A 17,169-nucleotide genomic window follows, 5' to 3' on the forward strand; every position below is an offset into this window, starting at 1 on the left:
CCCAGGCGGCTGTCGAGAACGGCCGGGATCACTTTGGCGCGGGTTGACCCCGCCCTGTCCATGGCTATAGTCCGCCGGCTTCGCGACGCCCCCATCCGTGGGGCCGACCGAGGGCCCCTGTGGCGGAACTGGTAGACGCGCTCGACTCAAAATCGAGTTCCGCAAGGAGTGCTGGTTCGATTCCGGCCAGGGGCACCACGCTTCGCCCTTTGGGTTTCGCGTGGCGCGGCCACGCCGGACCGAAAGGGCAAAGCGTGTCCGGCGAAGTGTCTTGGTGGAGACGGACTGTCTCCTCAGCAAAGCTTGATCGTCTCTCTACCTTCCAATCGTCACATCCCACCTGTATAAACCGGTAGCTTCTTCTGTAACTCGAAGGAGCTCATATGAACGACCTGCACACGTGGCTTTCCCAGCAACACCACGGCCTGCGCACCTTCCGGACATTCCAGCAAAAGCTCGACACGCTCGGCCGGGACGATCCCGCCCAGCGCGGTCTTTGCCGCCTGCTCAGCGGTCTCGTCGGCAGCTATGTCGAGGCGTTTGACGAGGCTCCATTGCCGGTCGAAATTGCCGACAGCGCCTATCAGCGCCTGCTGACGCTGGTTGAGAGCATCGACCTCCACGGCGATGCCAGCCGGCGTCTTGCGGACATCAATCGCGTCGCGGACAGCCAGCTCTGGCAGTGACAAGGCAGCGCTGCGCGCGCCTCGCACCGGTGTCCCGGACTTACTGTATCGGTAAGCGGCCCCGTGCTCACCATCAGGGCCCCCCGAGGCGTTCGACTTCGCCACGCGACTACCTATATCGTGAGGCGGCGCGTATTGATGCAGCGAGCAGCTTGATGGCCCGGAGACGCACGACGGAAGCGGACGCCGACGACCTCCCCCGCTATTTCGTCTGGGTCCGGGGCCTCGAAGGCCCCGAGCCGCAGAAATGGATGGCGATGGATTTCGGCATCGATGACTGGAAGCGGCCGCAGGTGCTGGCCTTTCTGGCGCTGCCGGAGGACGAGCGGCATCTGTCGCTGTCGATACTGGCACGGCGCTATCCGCCGCCGAGGGTTGACGTCTTGTAGGGTGGGTTAGCGTCAGCGTAACCCACCACTGTCTCCATCCGTGGGAACAGAAGAGGTGGGTTACGCCAAGCGGGACTGCGCTTCGCGCAGCCGCAGGGCTAACCCACCCTACGAACAAACCACAAAAAGCGATCCCTCACTTCCCCCGTGCCGCCGTCGGCGTCAGGCCGAACCTCCGGCGGAAGCTGCGGTTGAAATAAGAGAGGTCGTTGAAGCCGCAGGCGAAGGCGATGTCGCTGATGCGGCCTTCGCGATGAGCGAGAAGATCGGCGGCCTTGCGCAGGCGCAGCTCGTTGAGGCGCGTGGTGAAGCTGGCGCCGGCCTCGAACAACAGCTCGTTGACGTAACGTGCGGAGAGACCGGCGGCGACGGCGAGTCTTTGTGCGGAAAAATCCGACTCGTGGAAGCGCGCCTCGAGGATCGACAGCAAGGCCTTGAGCCGCACGCCGCGCAGGCCCCGGCGTCGCGCCGCAGCGGCGATATCGCCGCGGGCACCGAGACCGATCGCCGCGAGGTCGAGCAGATGCGCGGCGATGGCCATGCCGGCTTCGTCAGCAGCCGTCGAATGACGTAGCAGGAGATCGCTGTAGTCCATCGCCAGCGACAGCGCGCCGCCGGGTTCGAGCTCGCAGCCGACGAGATCGTCGACGTCGGCAACCATCGCGCGCAGCGTATCGACCGGCAGATGCACGTTGGTGAAGCGCTTGTGGCTGGCGCCGTCGGCGGCGAAGAACGGCTCGTCCAGCTTGAGCAGCACCATCGATCCCGACCGCATGGTGAATTCGCGGCCGCGATGGACCACCTGCGAAGGGCGGTCGCCGGTGTTGCGCGCGAGGCAAAAGCGGTCGTCGCCGGTCTCGAGCACCTGGCGCTTTTCGCGCCTGACCGTGACGAAGCTGCCGTCGCAGCGTCCGAGCATGGTGGTGCCGATATGAATCGAGTTCATCGTGGCGCGAAACGGCACGTCGGACGCCGGATCGAGCTCGCCGGTGTTGGAGAAATGCTCGAACAATTCGGCGAAGCGGATGAAGCGCTGCCGGTCGGACAGGTCCTGCGGCAGCATGTCGGTCGAGAGCGCCTTCCTGATGACGGACATCGAAAGAACTTCCAAAAGGACTTCTGGGAAAAGCTCGTGCGCGAAAACGTGCCGTGACCTGTCAGGCAAAAATGAACGACCGCTGAATACCGGCGAGAGCAGGCTATCAGCACGCCAACGTGAATCAAGCTGCGCCGGTCAGTCCAAGCCGCACCACCGTCGGCGCCGGATAGTCCAAGACGGCACGCCCGGACGGGCCCTATTCAGGCGGCGGATGCGGCATCCCAGCACATATGGGAGTGCATCCGGGCAACCGGGCGGCCCCAGCCTGACGCCCGCTGGAGGAGACGACGACATGCGAACCTCTCTACCCCGCAGCCTCGTGCTCGGCGGCGCCATCGCGACCAGCCTCTCGATCGGTTACGCGCTCGGCGCGCAGCCGCACATGGACGAAGCCATCGCGATCCTGCAATCGGCCCGCGCCGAGCTCGGCAAGGCCGAGCCGAACAAGGGCGGCCATCGCGAGAAGGCGATCGGGTTGATCGACCAGGCGATCGCCGAAGTGCGCGCCGGCATCGCGTTCGCCGCCGGCCATTGAAGCAACGGCATTCGGGAGGACAAGACATGATGCGAACCGTGTTTGCCGCAGCCCTCGCACTCGGCGCGATCACAGGCTCTGCCCAGGCCATGCCACTCGCCCCGCTTGGCGCAGGCGCGAATGGCGACGTCATCGCAGTCGCCGGCGGCTGCGGCCCCGGCTGGCACCGCGGCCCCTATGGCGGCTGCCTGAGAAACTACGCCAACCCGGCCGCACATGCTTGCCCGCGCGGCTACCATATCGGCCCCGGCGGCGCGTGCCGCGGCAATGGCAAATAGAGGCTGAACATTTCGCCTCTCCCCGTTCGCTGGGGCGAGGCGACCGCCGGGACGGCTGCTCCGGCCGTCCGACACGCCGCCAGCAAGACGAAATTCCGCGCTCCTTCACCCGACGTCGTGCCACGGCTGCGCGATCCCGCTTGCTACCTCAGCGGGATTATGCACAAAATGCACCTTCATTTCCATGACGCAACCATTGACTGAAATCGGGGAGTGCTGCCCGGCTTCGGCCTGAAGTGCTTCACCGTCGATTGCCGGAGGGGCTCCATGACTCACCATGACGGCGAGCAGAATGTCGATTCCGCCAAGCCCAAACACACGCATGACGATGTAGGCGCCGACGGGACCACCACCCCGCCGAAGCGCAAGCTCGTGCTGTTCGCCGACGGCACGGGCAACGCGTTCACCGCCCAGGAATCGAGCGTGTGGCGTCTCTATGAAGCGCTCGACCACACCCAGCCGGACCAGATCGCCCACTACATCAAGGGTGTCGGCACCGCGGGCTGGGCGCCGCTCGCCGCGCTCGACGGCGCCACCGGCATCGGCGTGCCCGGCAACGTCCGCAAGCTCTACCGCTTCCTGTGCTGGAACTGGCGCGAGGGCGACGAGATCTACATCTTCGGCTTCAGCCGCGGCGCCTTCACCGCGCGCACGCTGGCAGCCATGATCGCGAGCCAGGGACTGGTGCCGGCGGAGATCGGCGGCACGCCGGTGTCGCATGCGGAGATGGACCGCAACGCCATGGCCGCGTGGCGCGAGTATCGCCGCGGCACCGTGCCATTGAACAAGAGCCTGCCGACGATCTGGATCGCGCGCCTCATCCGTGATGCCCTGCTCTATCTCTATCACGCGATCTGCGGGCACCGTTCCTACGACCATGTCCGCGCGGCGATGAACGGCCGCAAAGACGTCGACATCGAATTCATGGGACTGTTCGACACGGTCGAGGCCTACGGCGTCCCGATCGAGGAGCTGCGCGTCGCGATCGACTGGGCAATCTGGCCGATCTCGTTCCGCAATCACCGGCCCTCGCGCAAGGTGAAGCACATCTGTCATGCGCTGGCGCTGGACGACGAGCGCACCACCTTCCATCCGCTGCGCATCGACCAGAGCCATTTGGCGCCAGACCAGACGGTCAAGGAGGTGTGGTTCGCCGGCGTGCATTCCGACATCGGCGGCGGCTATCCGGACTCCACGCTGTCCTTCGTACCGCTGGTCTGGATGACTGATCAGCTCGGCGGCCGGCTCCGCTTCCAGGACGGCGAGATCGAGCACTTCAGGGAATACCAATCGGCGATCGGGCCGAAGCACGATTCGCGCAGCGGCGCCGCGGTGCTCTATCGCTACGGCCCGCGCCCGATCCTCGCCGGTCAGGTCAATGGCGGGCTGCCGGTCGTGCACTTCGCCGTCATCGAGCGCATGCTGTTCGGCTGCGACGACTACGCGCCGATCATGCTGCCGGCGGACTCGCTGGTGCTGATGCCCGACGGCAGCAAGCAGAACCTGATCGAGGACGGCACCCGCGAAGCGATGAAACAGGCCTATCTGGCCAAAGCCACCGGCCCGCGGCGCGAGACGGAGGCCGAAGCCTTCATCCGCATGAACACGCCCAGCGACGAAATGGCCAGGCTCACGCGCGACACCGTGTGGTGGCGGCGCGTCGCCTATTTCTCGCTGCTGGTCATGGCCGGGGTGATCGTGGTTTGGCCCTGGATCGCCAGCAGCCTGATCGGTGTGTCGAAGGACAGTGGCCTGCAAGGCACCATGCTGCTGAAAATCATCGCCACCATCGACTGGCTCGTTGGCGGCGTGCTGGGTCCGCTGGCCAATCTCGTCAGGAACGTCCTGCCATCCTATGCGGCGCCGTGGCTCGACATCACGCTGTACTACCCGTTCGCCACCTCGATCGTTCTGGCCATCACCTATCTGATCTGGCGCAGGAACACGGTGCTGCGCGACGCCATCCAGGAACGCGCGCGGCTGGCCTGGAGCAGGCCACACCGCATGGCAAGCCGGCGGCATGTCGACGAGCCCGGCATGCTGCTCCGCTTCGCCCGATGGATGCGGCTGAATGCGGGGCCGGCGCGCCTTCTCTTCGCAAGGTTCGTTCTGCCCGGCATCTTCCTGCTCATCATCTTCTACTCGGCGCTGCTCATTGGTGCGACCAGCGTCTTTACCGCCCGCACCGCGACCGGAAATATCTGCACTCTCCCCGGGCCGGAGCCCGGGACGCCGGTGCTCGACGAGCCGATCGATGCGCGCAGCCGCTTCGCGACAAAGGAGTTTTGCTGGTGGAGCGGCCTTGCGGTCGAGAAGGGTCGCAAATACCGCGTCTGGGTCGAGATCGAGGATCCCTGGTTCGATCGCACCATCTTGAGCGGTACGAATGGCTTCAAGACCTATTTCGTGCGCCATTATCTCGCCCTGCCGACGCTCCGTCAGTTCGGCGCCGCATGGTTCCAGCCCGTGGTGCGCGTCGGCACGAAGGGAATGAACGACATTCCGCTGGCGGCCGGCAACGTCATGCCGGCCGACGAATTGCCGCGCCGGATGAATCCGACCATTCCGGCCGAGAACGATGCGGACAAGCGCAAGGGCAGGTATCCGACCCGGCTCGACAAGACGAAGGAGTTCGAGGCTCTTCCCGATGACAATGCGCTCAAGCTCGCGGTCAGCAAGCTCGGACCCTTCGACCCGGTGCCGAAGGATCCCACGGCGCAAACGATCTGGGAAAATCAGAAACTGTCGGGGCGGCTGGTGGCGGAATTCGTCGCGCCAGACGCCGGCGATCTGTTCTTCTACGTCAACGACGCCGTGCAGATTTACCCGACCCTGGGCGTGGTCCAGGGGCCCTACGAGCAGTTCTACAAGAACAATGCCGGTACCGCGCGCATCGTCGTGCAGCGACTGCCGAGCCCGCCTATGCCGACGGATAAACCGGCCGTGGCGAAGCAGTACCCCCCCGCGCCGTTGCCGCCCCCATGATTATGGGTGTCGCGGCATCCGCGCTGCGGCTAAGCTTGGCCTTGCGCCGCGGGGGACACGCGGTGCGGGACGATGACCATGAGCGAACAGGGCGAGACGGGTGAGGCCATCACCATCCTCCTCGTCGAGGACGACGCGCCGACCTGCTGGCGGCTCCAGGATGCGCTGGTCAAGGCCGGCTACGAGGTGCGCAGCGCGGGCACGCTCGGTGAGGCGCGTCAGGCCCTGAACGGCGGCGCGCCGCGTGTGCTGCTGACCGACCTGCGGCTGCCCGACGGCCACGGTGTCGAGCTGATCCGCGAGACCCGGCAGCGCTTTCCCGACACCGAGATCATGGTGATCTCGGCACTCGGCGACGAGGAAAGCGTGATCTCCGCGATCACGGTCGGCGCCACCGGCTATCTGCTGAAGGATGCCTTCCCGACCGACATCGCCACCACCGTACGCGATCTGGTCGCCGGCCATTCGCCGATCTCGGCCTCGATCGCCCGTTTCATCGTGCGCAGAACGCAAGGTGCCGCCCAGAGCTCGGCCGAGCCGCCGCCGGGCCCTGTGCTCAACACCGCAAGACTGACCCCACGCGAGATCGACATTCTCTGGGGCATCGCCAAGGGCTTCAGCTACGCCGAGATCGCGAGTCATCTCGGCCTGTCCAGGCAGACCGTGCCCGGCCACATCAAGAACATCTATCGCAAGCTCGAGGTGCACACGCGCGGCGAAGCGGTGTTCGAGGCGGTGCAGCAGGGCCTGATCAAGCTGTGAGCGAGATTGCGGCGAAGGCACCCACGCGCACCAGGCGCCGGCTGATTGGCTCGCGCCTCGTGCCTTATCTGCTGCTGCAGGTCTTGATCGTGATCGCCACCATCCTCGGACTGCGGCTGCTCCAGCCCAGCGATCCCGAGGACTTCGCGCTGAACGGATTTTCGCTGCGGGAGGACGGCGCGAGCCGTCCCGTGACACTGCCGCATTTCACGTCGTCGCGTTATTCGCTTGTCGATCCCCCGCTCTACACCGGCACCTTCACGTTCAGAAGCGCCAACGCCGGATGGTCCGTGTACCTGCCGCGCTTCAGCAACGCGGTGGAGGTCGCCGTCAACGGCGTCGTCGTGCTCGACTCCCGCCGCGACGCCAACGCCAACCGCCCGGACCGCAACACACCGCAGATCGCGCTCATCCCCGCCTCGCTGCTGCACGACGGCAGCAACGAGATCACCGTGCGGCTGTTCGTCTGGGGCCCGCTCAAGGGCTTTCTCGACACCGTCTATGTCGGACCGGATACCGCGTTGCGTCCGTCCTACGAGACACGCACGCTGCTGTTCGTCACGCTGCCGGTGGCGTTCTCCGCCTGGCAATCGATCCTCGCCGTCATCCTCGCGATCATGTGGCTGATGCGGCGCCGCGAGCCGGTCTATGGCGTGCTGGCCGTGGCAATGGTGCTCGGCGTCGTACAGGCATTCTCGCCGCCGCCGGTGCCGCCGGCGCCGGTGTCCCGGCTCGCCGCAGTGCTGCTCGCATCCGCACCGATCGAGAGCGCCTTGATCGTCGCCTTCGGCGTATTGTTCTTCGGCTGGCGCTGGCCGCGTTACGGAACGCTGCTGTTCGTGCCGGGGCTCGTCGTGTTCGTGGTCGGACTGATCGCGGGGCCACCACTGCCGCGCATTCTGTTCCTGGTGCTCGGCATCCCCACGGTCGGGCTCTGCCTGTTCCTGATGGCCTGCGTCACCGCGGCCGCCGTGGTGCGGCGGCAGGACGCGGCGAGCTTCACGCTCGGCTGCGCGGTGACCATCGTGCTGACCTGCTGGGTCCACGACATGCTGGCGGCGTTCGAAATCATGACCAACGAGCGCATCTTCGTCTCGCGACTGTCCTATTCAGCGATGCTGGTCGCGATCGGCGCCGGGCTGACCTGGCGCTTCGCCCGCGCGCTGAACCAGGTCGACGGCTTTGCAAATCAGCTCGTGACGCGCGTGCGCGAGGCCGAGGAGCGGTTGAAGGCGAGCTTTGCCCGCGAGGAGGAGCGTGCGCGGGCCGCGGCGCTCGCCAACGAGCGCACACGGCTGATGCGGGACCTCCATGACGGCCTCGGCGGCCAGCTCGTCAGCATCGTCGCGCTCTCCGAGCGCGGCCATGAAGGCGCGAGCATCACGGACGCGGCGCGCGCCGCCTTGAAGGACCTGCGCCTCGTCATCGATTCCATGGACGACATTGGCGGCGACCTGATGCTTGCGCTCGGCTCCTGGCGCGGGCGCGCGGCGGCACAATTGCGCCCGCACGACATCGCGCTCGACTGGCGCGTGGCCACACCGCAGGGCCTGCCGCTGCATCCTGAGCTGCGGCCATGGCACGTCATCCAGATCGTCCGCATCCTCGACGAGGCCGTCACCAATGCGGTCAAGCACGCGCAGGCACGCCACATCGCGGTGACCATCGAGACCATCGACGATGGGCAGGGGGCGTGTGGCGTGATCAGCGTTGCGGACGACGGCAAGGGGTTTGCGCTCGCCGGCGAGGCCACAAGTCAGACCGCGCGGGGCCTGCGCAACATGAAAAGCCGTGCCGCACGCTGCGGGGCCGCGTTCGAGCTGAACTCGGATTTCTCGGGGACGCGTGTGCGGCTGCAATTGCCGCAGGTCTTTCCGGACAGCGACGCCGCCACCGGCTGAAAAGCCCCCTCCCCGAACGTGTGGGACGCGCGGAGAGAGGGAACGGGCCGGATTATTGTCATGCGGAGGACGGGGGGTTCGTCCGCAAGACTCCGTCGCCCGAAGCGATGCAATCAACTCAATCGAACGAGATCGTCAGCGCACGCCGACACGATTGACCGGACCGCCGCGATTCATCGGCGTTCCCGCGCGAACGCCGACACCGGGCGCACCGATGCCCGGCGTTGCCACCGCCGCTGCTGCGACCGGTGCGCCAACCACGACTGCCGCGGTCGGCCGCACCACGCAGCCCTTGGGCACGCCGACCGTCTTGCAATAGACCACCGCCTGCGCCGGGCTCGTGCCCAGCGACACCATTGCCGCACCCGCGAGCATCATGACTGTCAGCCCGGCGCTCAGCGCTCCCACGTTCTTCGACATCTTGCTCTCCTGCTTCCCGTTCGGCGCCCCGATGCAATCACCGGGTCTCGCAGCCGACGTGCAGCCTGAATGGCAAAAGGCGGCGCGCAGATACATGCCATGAAGATGGGGGGGCGGCGGCAGGGCCGATGCCATGAACATGGCATGGACCGGCCATGGGCCCCCGCGAGATGGTCCGGCTCACCCGATCCCAGCGGGACCATTCACAATCCCAACGAGGTGCTTCATGAAAACTTCAGTTCTTGCCGCGCTGCTGCTCGCTGCCGCCACCCTGCCCGCCGCCGCGCAATCCGGTCCGACGCCGCAGGAGCAGATGGCCTGCCGCAGCGACGCCGGCAAATTCTGCGCCGAACATATCGGCAAGCCGCCGCAGATGAATGCCTGCCTGCGCGAGAACAAGACCAAGCTCTCGGACGCCTGCCGCAAGGTGGTGGAGTCGCACGGCGGGTGAGCAAGCCGTCATTCCGGGCTCGCGCCGTTGGCGCGTCCCGGAAAAATCGCGTCCGGCGCTAATGCGTCAGGCCATAGACGTCGATGCGGCCGTCATAGGTCGGGCGATAGATGCGGCCTTTCCAGACGATCGGACGGTTGAACTTCGGATGCATGAAGGCGTGCTCGGGCCCCCAGTTCTCGCTGTCCCAGATCACCTGAAGCCGCTTGGAGCCATCCGGATTGGTGGCGAAATTCTGCGCGTCATAGACCAGGAAGCGGCCCGGGCTGAGGATCATGTTGCTGTCCTGATAGGGCACCATCGCCACGACGATGCCATCAGTGCCGTTGTTCGCGGCAAGAGTGATGCTCCAGCCCGGCATGCCGCCCGGCGGACGCGGCGATTGCGGCGAGGCGATCTCGTTGCCTCCGGCGAGATAGGTCGTTTTCCCATCGGCCGCGATCAACCAAGCCCGCAAGGCGCTGTTCTCGCCGCCGACGAAATGCATGGTGCCGTGGACGGCGGACTGGAACAGCAACGGCGTGCCATGCAGATGCCGCGTCGCGCCGCCGGGAAACAGATTCAGCTCCATCGGTGAGGCCGGCGCCGGCGGTACGCCAGGATCGAAATAGGTGTACAGGATCGGCGGCATGCGAAGCTTGTCGTAGTTCGCTGCGAAATGGCCGGCCACGAGTTCGCCCGGTTGCGTCTTGCCGAGCGCATTGGCATTGCCGGTGTAGAGGATGCCGTCCTTGCCGGCGGCCAGAATGGCATGGGCGGAGGCGACATAGACCGGACCACCGGAGCCGAAATCCTGGTCGCCCCACATCGACTCGTTCACCGCCTCCATGTGATGCGCCACGATTGGCGCGATCTGCGCATCAATTGCCGTGCGACTTGCGGTAACCGCGACATGCGGCATCTCGCGCGCATGGCGAGGCTTCAGCGGCATTCCCATGCGTCTGGCATGCGCGATCACGGAGGGCAGGTAAACGTTGGACGGCAACGCCGGTTCGTCATCGTCGTCATCGGCGCCGGCTGCCGCGACCGCGGCCGCGCCGACGCGGTTGGCGTCGGTCCATGGCGCCCACCACGACACGACCTCGAAATGCGCATGGTCTCCGGTGTGCAAGGCGAGCCGCACGATGCTCTCGCCGAAATCGCCATGCTGCGGCGAGAACGCTCCGTTGCCGGTGATGACGTAGATTGAACCGTCGGGCGCGACGGCCGGACCGGCCCCGCTGTGCCACAGCCCGCCGCCGGAGCCGGTGACGGTGGAGCACCACGACGCAGCGAGCCGCCAGGCCTGGACGTCGACCGCGAGCAGCCAGCCGCGCGCCGTCTTCGACGTCTCGGCGATCGTGCCGAAGGGGATCAGCACGTGGTTCTGCATCAACGTCAAGGCGCTGCGCTGCTTGCGCTGGGCCGAGACGAATTTCTGCACCGGCAGTCCGTTCGGCGGCGTGTAGACCGCGCCCTCCAGGTTCAGGAGGCCGTGCACCTTCGAGCCGTCGCGGATCCGCAGCGCGGCGAGGAAATGCTGTCCCCTGGCGGCGCTGCCGTCGTCACTGATCCAGGCGCACGCATAGAGAATACCCGCCCCCTCGTCGATCACAGGCGTCGAGAGAATGCCCCAATGAATGTTGGTCAAGTGGCCGTCGATGGCCCTCGTTCCGACGATGGGACGTCCGAGGTTCGTCGCCCAGATCCTCTCGCCGCTCACAGCGTCAAATGCATAGACCCAATTGCCCATGCTGGCCTGGAAAATCAGGTCGCGGGTCTTGCCATCGGCGGTGTGGACGCCGCCGACGGCCAGCGGCTGCGCCTCGAGCCTGGGATCGTCGGGAATCGGAAGGCTGAAGAGTTTGACGATGCCCCTGGTGCGGACGGCGGTCGCCGTCAGCACCGTCTCGGAATTGTTCGCACCGGTCCGGGCACGATCGTAGCTGCGGGTCGTGACGGAGGCGACCATGGTCAGGCCCCCCAGGCGAGGAGGCTTCCGGCCGCAATCAGGCAAGCCGCTGCAAGCCGTCGTACGTCGTACAAGCCTGCGCGCCACGCGCTCGACACGACGGCTCCGCAGGCAAAACCGAGGGCGGCCATGATCGCACTCGACAGCGCGGCAACGGCCGGCGCATCAGCTGAGTGCAACACGAAATTGTCGATCGCCAGCAGCGGTGGCAGCACATAGAACCAGCCCGGCGCATTCAAAAGGCGTTGCGCGATGGGGTGACGCACCAGCAGCGATGCACCGCACGCGATCAACAGGATCGCGGCGAGCCCGCCCGCGACCGGCATGGCGACGCCGAGCGCGGAGCCCAGCGCATCGCAAACGCCGAACATCAAGACGAGTGGCAGCACATGCCGTCGCGAAACGATGAATGCGAGCGCGAAGGCCGCGATGAGACTGTCCGCGGACGTCCACAACAGATGCAATGACATCGCGACCTCCAAAAGGTTTGCAATGCGAGACAAGTGAGATCAATCGAGAAGGCCGCGCCGCCGTCCGCCTTCGACGGCAATTGCAGCGCGGTGAAGCCGGGATCCCGCGCATGTCGCACTGGAAGCTCGATCAGCCGGGGTGCGCCGGCTCCGTCAACAGGCGCGCTGACGCTTTCGCCGTCCGGCCCGAACAAGCTCCAAGCTAACAGCGCTACGCCCATGACGCGGCCTTTGGCTGGCTGCGTCAATCATGCATTGAATGAAGATCGTCTGGAAGTTGAAATTCGAGGCAAGCGCGCCCGTAGAACGAACCGGCGCTCACGATCCCGTGCGCGACGGCGAGGAAGGGCGCTAATCGTCGTCAGGCCCGAACAGCCTCATCTGCGGGAAGCCGCCGCGCGGACGGCTGGCGACATCGCGCGCATCGGAATCTTCGCGGATGTTGCGTGCGACGTCGTCCCAATCGGTGCGGTCGCGCATGCCGCGCGGCTCGCGGGAATCGTAGTGCCGGCGCTCGGCCCAGCGCTCGCGGCGCTCCATGCGGCGCCGTTCCGACGCGGCGCGCCTCACGTCGGAATCCCTCGCCTTGGCATAGGCGTTGTCGGCTGAGGCTGGCTGTTCCGTCGAGGCCTGCTGCTCGGCAGGTTTTGCGACTTGCGGAGGTGATGCCGGTGCCGGCTTGGGCGGCTCCACCGCGGCCGCTTGCGAGGGCTGCGGCGCCGGCGGTTCGCCTTTCGCCTGGGTGGCCTGCGTATCGTGCTTTGCGGCCTCAGGCTTGGCTTCGGCCTGCGCCGGCGCGGCGATCATGGCGCCGAAGGCTTGCGAGCCGGTGAGATATTGCAGGCGCTCGGACGGCGCGTTCGTCGTCGCGGTTTTGGCGGCTTCAGCACGCTGCGCCATCTTGCTCGTGTCCGGTCCCTGCCTGGGCGAGACCGGATTCATGATATTGCCGGCGACAATGCCGCCGCCGAGACCAATGGCGATGGCCGCGATGATCGTTCCGGCACCGACGAAATAGGCTGTCGAGGCGCGCATTGGTCCACTCCCTCTTTGGAGCGGGCAACGCTTGTCGATTGCCGGATGTTCCTGATACCGGCGCGGTTCCCGGAGGAACTTCCGCGTCAGATCTGCTGCGCGACCTTCTCCAGCCCGATGATGCGGGCGAGCTTGCGCACTTCTTCCTTCTGATCCTCACGCAGCTGGAACAGGAGCGGCATCGCCGCCGACTTCAACTGCTGGACCTCGTCGCAATTCGGATCGATCGGCACGCCCGGAGCGTTCGGATTGGAGAGCTTGTTTGCGGAGATCTTGCGGACGACGTTGCGCAGCGCGGTCTCGACCGAGGGCCAATAATATTCCTGCGACGACGACAGTTTCAGGCGATCCCTGATGCCCGCGATCTGCACGTCGGAGAGCAGCGAATAGGATTTCTGCGGCTGCGGCTTGGCGACGACCTTCGGCTTGGCCGGAGCCTCGATCGCGGCAGGCGCTTCATGCGAAGTTGCCTTGGTCATCGGGAAATCGGAAGGCGTGGCGGCGGCAAAGGCCTGGCGCAGCGGCTCGGTCAGCACCGGCGTCTGCGAAAGCTTGTCCGCGGGCACCTGAACCGGCTCGATCGCGGCCGAAGCCAGCGCCAGCGTCGGAACCAGACGGTCGGCCTTGGCGGCGCGGTTGGTGGCGAGCGGCTTCGGCGGGGCCTGCGAGATCATCTCGGCGCTGACACTGGGCACGCTGTCGCGGCCGAGAATAGCGGTGGTGGCGGCGCCGAGGACGAGGAAACAGGTCAACACGACGATGGTGATGGCTTTGGACAAACGTCTCTCCGCGCCCAACTTCAAGTCCACGTGATCAGTGCCCGGAAACTGGGCGGTAATTAAGGCTTAACGGTGCCGGCGTAGTGACAATCGCGCGGACTGCGGCGACATGACCCGGAAACCTGAAGAAAATCAGGCAGCTAGCGCCAGATCGTAGGCATCCTGGATGTCGGCGACGATCTCGGAGGCTTCCCAGACCGCGCGCGGCTCGACCGATTGCAGCGTCACGGTCCAGTTGCCGCCCCGGCGGGTGCGGGGAACGCTGACGATGTCGAAGCGCACGTTGCGGCACAGCGGGTGACGGGCCAGGGCATGGGCCACGCGGACCCGGATTTCGTCCAGCGTCGCGGCTGTCTTGCTGTTGAGAAAATCGAAGTCCATCGCCTGTCCCTCACGGTCCTGATTGGCGGCCGTGAGGGGATTCTTGGCGGGCGTTGGTTAATCTGCCGTTAAGTGCGGGGGCGCGGAGAGGGCTCGATTAACCGTGATCGGGAGCGGCGGCTGCTCCTTTCCCCTCCCCCGCAAGCGGTCCGAGGTGAAGGAAGCGCCTACCGCCCAATCGCACCGCGATACTCGGCGAGTGTCCGTGCAACGAGATCGTCGACCGCCATCACGTCGGTCACGCCCGACGTCGAGTGCCCCCCGCTCCAAATATCGCGCCAGCGCTTCGGGCGGCTTTCGCGCGCGCTGACGTCGATGTCCTTGCCGATGTCGATCGCCCCGCGTGCCGGCAGATCGTCGGGATCGAGGCCGGCAGCCACGATCGACGGCTTCAGCATGCTGGTCTGCAATCCCGTGAACGCGGTGGTGAGCAGGATGTCGTCGGCACTGCTTCCGACCAGCATGTCCTTGTGGCGCTCGTCCGCCATGCTTTCGCGCGTCGCGATGAACTTCGTGCCCATGTAAGCGAGATCGCAGCCGAGCACTTCGGCCGCGTGCAGCGCATGGCCGTCGCTGATGCCTCCGGCGAGCACGATGATGCCGTCAAAGAACGCGCGCACCGCGCGGACGAAAGCGAACGGATTGAGCCAGCCGGTCTGCCCGCCTGCCCCCGCGGTGAGCAGCACGAGCCCGTCGGCGCCGGCCTCCACCGCGCGCTGGGCGTGGCGGATCGAGGCCACGTCCGCCAGCACCAGCGCGCCGGCCTCATGCAGCGGCTTCAGCACCGGCGCGGGCGATCCGACCGAGGTGATGACGATCTCCGGCTTGTGTCGCAGCAGCACGGCGAGATCCTGCTCCAGCCGCGCGTTGGAGCGATGCACGATCAGGTTCGGACAGAGCGGCGCGGCCTCGCGGCCGGCTTGATCCTCATGCTGCCGCAACCGCGCTTCGATCTCGATGAGCCACGCATCGAGTTGTTCCGTGCTGCGGCAATTCACGGTGGGGAAGCTGCCGATCACACCGTTGCGGCAGGCCGCGACCATGAGCTCGACGCCCGACACCAGAAACATCGGCGCCGCGATCAAAGGCAGGCTGAGACGATCGCGGAAGTGGTGCAGTCGATCGGATGTCACCCAAGCCTCTCTTTCATCCAAGCCTTGCTTTCATCGAAGCCTTGCTTTCATCCAAGCCGCCCTATGCGGGCTTTGGCGTTCCATCCCGCATTCTCTGTGCTAGCGTTGCACGCAACATTGGCACGCCAGAAGCCGATGACAAAGCAACGAGGAAACAAATGTCCGATCCGCTCCACGCATCGCTCCCGGCTTGTGCGCAGACGCTACGCGCGCTGTCGCGCTATCCCGGCCGCACTGCCTTCGCCTGGCCCGGCGGATCGCTCAGCTATCAGGGCACCATCGACCTGATCGGACGCATCCAGGGCGTGTTCATGCGGCTTGGACTGCAGCCCGGCGCGCGCGTCGCCTTTCTCACCGCGAACCGCGCCGACACCTGGTGCGCCGGCGTCGCCGCGCAATTATCCCGGCTTTGCATCACCTGGCTGCATCCCTTGGGGTCGCGAGGAGACCAGCTCTTCCAGCTCGAGGATTCCGAGGCCGAAATGCTGGTGGTCGATGCAGCCGCCTTCCGCGAGCGCGGCGGCGAGCTCGCCGCGCAGGCGGGCCGGCTCAAAGCGGTCTTCACCATGGGCCCCGCCGACTACGGTGTCGACCTGTTGCAGGCGATCGAGATCGAAGGCCATGCCAGCGCGCTGTGCCTCGCCCGCCCCGACGATCTCGCCACGCTGAACTACACCGGCGGCACGACCGGCAAATCCAAGGGCGCGCTACGCTACCACCGCGAAAACAGCGGGGCCGCCGGCGCGATCCTCGCCGACTTCGAAATCCCGGAAGAAGCGCGCTATCTGACGGTCGCGCCGATCAGCCACGTCGCGGGCACGAAGGTGCTCCCGACACTGATGCGCGGCGGCACCGTGCACATGCTGAAGGGTTTCGATCCAGAGGCCGTGCTGGCGACCATCGCGCGCGAGCGCATCAACTTCACGCTGTTCGTACCGACCATGATCTATGTGCTGCTCGATCATCCCGCGTTGGGCAAGACCGATCTCTCCTCGCTCGAGCTCGTGCTCTACGGCGCCTCCGCGATGTCGCCGAGCCGGCTGATCGAGGGCATCGAGCGGATCGGGCCGGTGTTCTCGCAGCTCTACGGCCAGACCGAATGCTATCCGGTCTCGGTGCTGCGCAAGGCGGATCATGATCCAAAGACGCCGGAGCTGTTCCTGTCCTGCGGCTTCCCGATCTCGGCCTGCGAGGTCAGGATCCTCGACGACAACGACCAGGAAGTGAATACGGGCGAGGCCGGCGAGATCTGCGTGCGCGCCCCGCATGTCATGGCCGAATACTGGAAGCGGCCTGACATCACCGCCGAGACGCTGAAGAATGGCTGGGTCCACACCGGCGACATCGCGCGCAAGGACGAGCGCGGCTACATGTTCATCCTCGACCGCAAGAAGGACATGATCGTCTCCGGCGGCTTCAACATTTTTCCGCGCGAGGTCGAGGACGTGCTGTCGCAGCATGCGGACGTTGCGATGGTCGCGGTCGTCGGCATTCCCGACGAGAAATGGGGCGAAGCCGTCACCGCCATCGTCGTGCCGCGCGAGGGCGCGAAACCCGACGAAGACGAGCTGATCGATCTGGTGAAAAGGCGAAAAGGCTCGGCACATGCGCCAAAGCAGATCCAGTTCGTCAAGCAGCTGCCGATGACCGGCGTGGGCAAGGTCGACAAGAAGTTACTGCGCGCAGGCTTCTGGAGCGGACGGGACCGGATGGTGGGGTAGTCATCTCGATCTGCAACCTGTGGCACGCAGCGCCGCACGGCTTCCCGTATCCGACACCGGGGTTTTACGGTGTCGCTGTGGCCCGCGAACAACAGCGCGCAAGGGACTTTTCAGGCGCGCCGTCCGCGCAATTGCGGGCGAATCAACGAATCAACTAGACCGATAACGGGGCTGGGAAGCGGAGAGTAGAATG

17 protein-coding genes and 1 tRNA gene are annotated in these 17,169 nt (G+C 66.0%); 10 read left to right on the forward strand and 8 right to left on the reverse strand.

Annotated elements, in window-relative coordinates; genetic code table 11:
• The first annotated feature begins 113 nt into the window (after positions 1-113).
• The 3 genes from NLM15_RS40830 (at position 114) to NLM15_RS40840 (ending at position 1,075) form a co-directional block, all read left to right on the forward strand.
• A tRNA-Leu gene (locus NLM15_RS40830) sits at positions 114-198 on the forward strand.
• A gap of 185 nt (positions 199-383) precedes the next feature.
• Positions 384-686, forward strand: coding sequence for a hypothetical protein (locus tag NLM15_RS40835; protein WP_254123605.1), 303 nt, complete (start codon positions 384-386; stop codon positions 684-686).
• 155 nt (positions 687-841) lie between these two features.
• Positions 842-1,075, forward strand: a complete 234-nt coding sequence (locus NLM15_RS40840) for a hypothetical protein (RefSeq protein ID WP_254123607.1) — start codon at positions 842-844, stop codon at positions 1,073-1,075.
• A gap of 136 nt (positions 1,076-1,211) precedes the next feature.
• Here the strand turns inward: NLM15_RS40840 and NLM15_RS40845 are convergent, their stop codons facing one another.
• A complete protein-coding gene (locus tag NLM15_RS40845; protein WP_254123609.1) occupies positions 1,212-2,171 on the reverse strand; it encodes a helix-turn-helix transcriptional regulator in 960 nt (319 codons plus the stop codon).
• A gap of 295 nt (positions 2,172-2,466) precedes the next feature.
• On the opposite strand from NLM15_RS40845, the gene NLM15_RS40850 reads away from it, so the two are divergent.
• The 5 genes from NLM15_RS40850 (at position 2,467) to NLM15_RS40870 (ending at position 8,635) form a co-directional block, all read left to right on the forward strand.
• Complete coding sequence (locus NLM15_RS40850; protein WP_254123611.1) at positions 2,467-2,709, forward strand: hypothetical protein; 243 nt, start codon at positions 2,467-2,469, stop codon at positions 2,707-2,709.
• Positions 2,710-2,735: 26 nt separating this feature from the next.
• Entirely contained in the window at positions 2,736-2,987 is a 252-nt protein-coding gene (locus NLM15_RS40855) for a GCG_CRPN prefix-to-repeats domain-containing protein (RefSeq protein WP_375166917.1), read from the forward strand.
• A gap of 267 nt (positions 2,988-3,254) precedes the next feature.
• A complete protein-coding gene (locus NLM15_RS40860; protein WP_254123613.1) occupies positions 3,255-5,972 on the forward strand; it encodes a DUF2235 domain-containing protein in 2,718 nt (905 codons plus the stop codon).
• 78 nt (positions 5,973-6,050) lie between these two features.
• Positions 6,051-6,734: a response regulator transcription factor gene (locus NLM15_RS40865; protein ID WP_254123614.1), complete on the forward strand. Its 684-nt coding sequence runs from the start codon at positions 6,051-6,053 to the stop codon at positions 6,732-6,734.
• Complete coding sequence (locus NLM15_RS40870) at positions 6,731-8,635, forward strand: sensor histidine kinase (RefSeq protein ID WP_254123616.1); 1,905 nt, start codon at positions 6,731-6,733, stop codon at positions 8,633-8,635. The genes NLM15_RS40865 and NLM15_RS40870 overlap by 4 nt, the downstream gene beginning before the upstream one ends.
• A 135-nt stretch (positions 8,636-8,770) precedes the next feature.
• Here NLM15_RS40870 and NLM15_RS40875 read toward each other — a convergent pair whose 3' ends face one another.
• The gene (locus NLM15_RS40875; RefSeq protein ID WP_254123618.1) at positions 8,771-9,055 is read right to left on the reverse strand and encodes a hypothetical protein; all 285 of its coding nucleotides are present in this window, start codon (positions 9,053-9,055) and stop codon (positions 8,771-8,773) included.
• Between the two features lie 226 nt (positions 9,056-9,281).
• Between NLM15_RS40875 and NLM15_RS40880 the strand changes: the two genes are divergently transcribed.
• The gene (locus tag NLM15_RS40880; RefSeq protein WP_254123620.1) at positions 9,282-9,506 is read left to right on the forward strand and encodes a cysteine rich repeat-containing protein; all 225 of its coding nucleotides are present in this window, start codon (positions 9,282-9,284) and stop codon (positions 9,504-9,506) included.
• A 58-nt stretch (positions 9,507-9,564) separates the two neighbouring features.
• Here the strand turns inward: NLM15_RS40880 and NLM15_RS40885 are convergent, their stop codons facing one another.
• From NLM15_RS40885 to NLM15_RS40910, 6 genes are all read right to left on the reverse strand, one after another.
• Complete coding sequence (locus tag NLM15_RS40885) at positions 9,565-11,457, reverse strand: hypothetical protein (RefSeq protein WP_254123622.1); 1,893 nt, start codon at positions 11,455-11,457, stop codon at positions 9,565-9,567.
• A gap of 2 nt (positions 11,458-11,459) precedes the next feature.
• A complete protein-coding gene (locus NLM15_RS40890; RefSeq protein ID WP_254123624.1) occupies positions 11,460-11,927 on the reverse strand; it encodes a hypothetical protein in 468 nt (155 codons plus the stop codon).
• Between the two features lie 351 nt (positions 11,928-12,278).
• Positions 12,279-12,962, reverse strand: coding sequence for a hypothetical protein (locus NLM15_RS40895; protein ID WP_254123626.1), 684 nt, complete (start codon positions 12,960-12,962; stop codon positions 12,279-12,281).
• Between the two features lie 86 nt (positions 12,963-13,048).
• Positions 13,049-13,741, reverse strand: a complete 693-nt coding sequence (locus NLM15_RS40900) for a hypothetical protein (protein ID WP_254123628.1) — start codon at positions 13,739-13,741, stop codon at positions 13,049-13,051.
• A 132-nt stretch (positions 13,742-13,873) separates the two neighbouring features.
• A complete protein-coding gene (locus tag NLM15_RS40905; RefSeq protein ID WP_014491549.1) occupies positions 13,874-14,122 on the reverse strand; it encodes a hypothetical protein in 249 nt (82 codons plus the stop codon).
• A gap of 167 nt (positions 14,123-14,289) precedes the next feature.
• Positions 14,290-15,255, reverse strand: coding sequence for a nitronate monooxygenase family protein (locus NLM15_RS40910; RefSeq protein ID WP_254123630.1), 966 nt, complete (start codon positions 15,253-15,255; stop codon positions 14,290-14,292).
• Positions 15,256-15,413: 158 nt separating this feature from the next.
• On the opposite strand from NLM15_RS40910, the gene NLM15_RS40915 reads away from it, so the two are divergent.
• On the forward strand, positions 15,414-16,976 hold the full coding sequence (locus NLM15_RS40915; RefSeq protein WP_254123632.1) for an AMP-binding protein: 1,563 nt from the start codon (positions 15,414-15,416) through the stop codon (positions 16,974-16,976).
• The last annotated feature ends 193 nt before the right edge of the window (positions 16,977-17,169 follow it).

It is taken from the genome of Bradyrhizobium sp. CCGB20 (assembly GCF_024199855.1).
Lineage (GTDB): Bacteria > Pseudomonadota > Alphaproteobacteria > Rhizobiales > Xanthobacteraceae > Bradyrhizobium.

What these genes read in the sequence shown, in the direction of transcription:
- NLM15_RS40905 (WP_014491549.1), bottom strand. Translation starts at nt 14,122, where the DNA reads ATGGACTTCGATTTTCTCAACAGCAAGACAGCCGCGACGCTGGACGAA.
- NLM15_RS40885 (WP_254123622.1), bottom strand. Translation starts at nt 11,457, where the DNA reads ATGGTCGCCTCCGTCACGACCCGCAGCTACGATCGTGCCCGGACCGGT.
- NLM15_RS40845 (WP_254123609.1), bottom strand. Translation starts at nt 2,171, where the DNA reads ATGTCCGTCATCAGGAAGGCGCTCTCGACCGACATGCTGCCGCAGGAC.
- NLM15_RS40875 (WP_254123618.1), bottom strand. Translation starts at nt 9,055, where the DNA reads ATGTCGAAGAACGTGGGAGCGCTGAGCGCCGGGCTGACAGTCATGATG.
- NLM15_RS40890 (WP_254123624.1), bottom strand. Translation starts at nt 11,927, where the DNA reads ATGTCATTGCATCTGTTGTGGACGTCCGCGGACAGTCTCATCGCGGCC.
- NLM15_RS40855 (WP_375166917.1), top strand. Translation starts at nt 2,736, where the DNA reads ATGATGCGAACCGTGTTTGCCGCAGCCCTCGCACTCGGCGCGATCACA.
- NLM15_RS40840 (WP_254123607.1), top strand. Translation starts at nt 842, where the DNA reads ATGGCCCGGAGACGCACGACGGAAGCGGACGCCGACGACCTCCCCCGC.
- NLM15_RS40865 (WP_254123614.1), top strand. Translation starts at nt 6,051, where the DNA reads ATGAGCGAACAGGGCGAGACGGGTGAGGCCATCACCATCCTCCTCGTC.
- NLM15_RS40850 (WP_254123611.1), top strand. Translation starts at nt 2,467, where the DNA reads ATGCGAACCTCTCTACCCCGCAGCCTCGTGCTCGGCGGCGCCATCGCG.
- NLM15_RS40880 (WP_254123620.1), top strand. Translation starts at nt 9,282, where the DNA reads ATGAAAACTTCAGTTCTTGCCGCGCTGCTGCTCGCTGCCGCCACCCTG.
- NLM15_RS40860 (WP_254123613.1), top strand. Translation starts at nt 3,255, where the DNA reads ATGACTCACCATGACGGCGAGCAGAATGTCGATTCCGCCAAGCCCAAA.
- NLM15_RS40835 (WP_254123605.1), top strand. Translation starts at nt 384, where the DNA reads ATGAACGACCTGCACACGTGGCTTTCCCAGCAACACCACGGCCTGCGC.
- NLM15_RS40915 (WP_254123632.1), top strand. Translation starts at nt 15,414, where the DNA reads ATGTCCGATCCGCTCCACGCATCGCTCCCGGCTTGTGCGCAGACGCTA.
- NLM15_RS40895 (WP_254123626.1), bottom strand. Translation starts at nt 12,962, where the DNA reads ATGCGCGCCTCGACAGCCTATTTCGTCGGTGCCGGAACGATCATCGCG.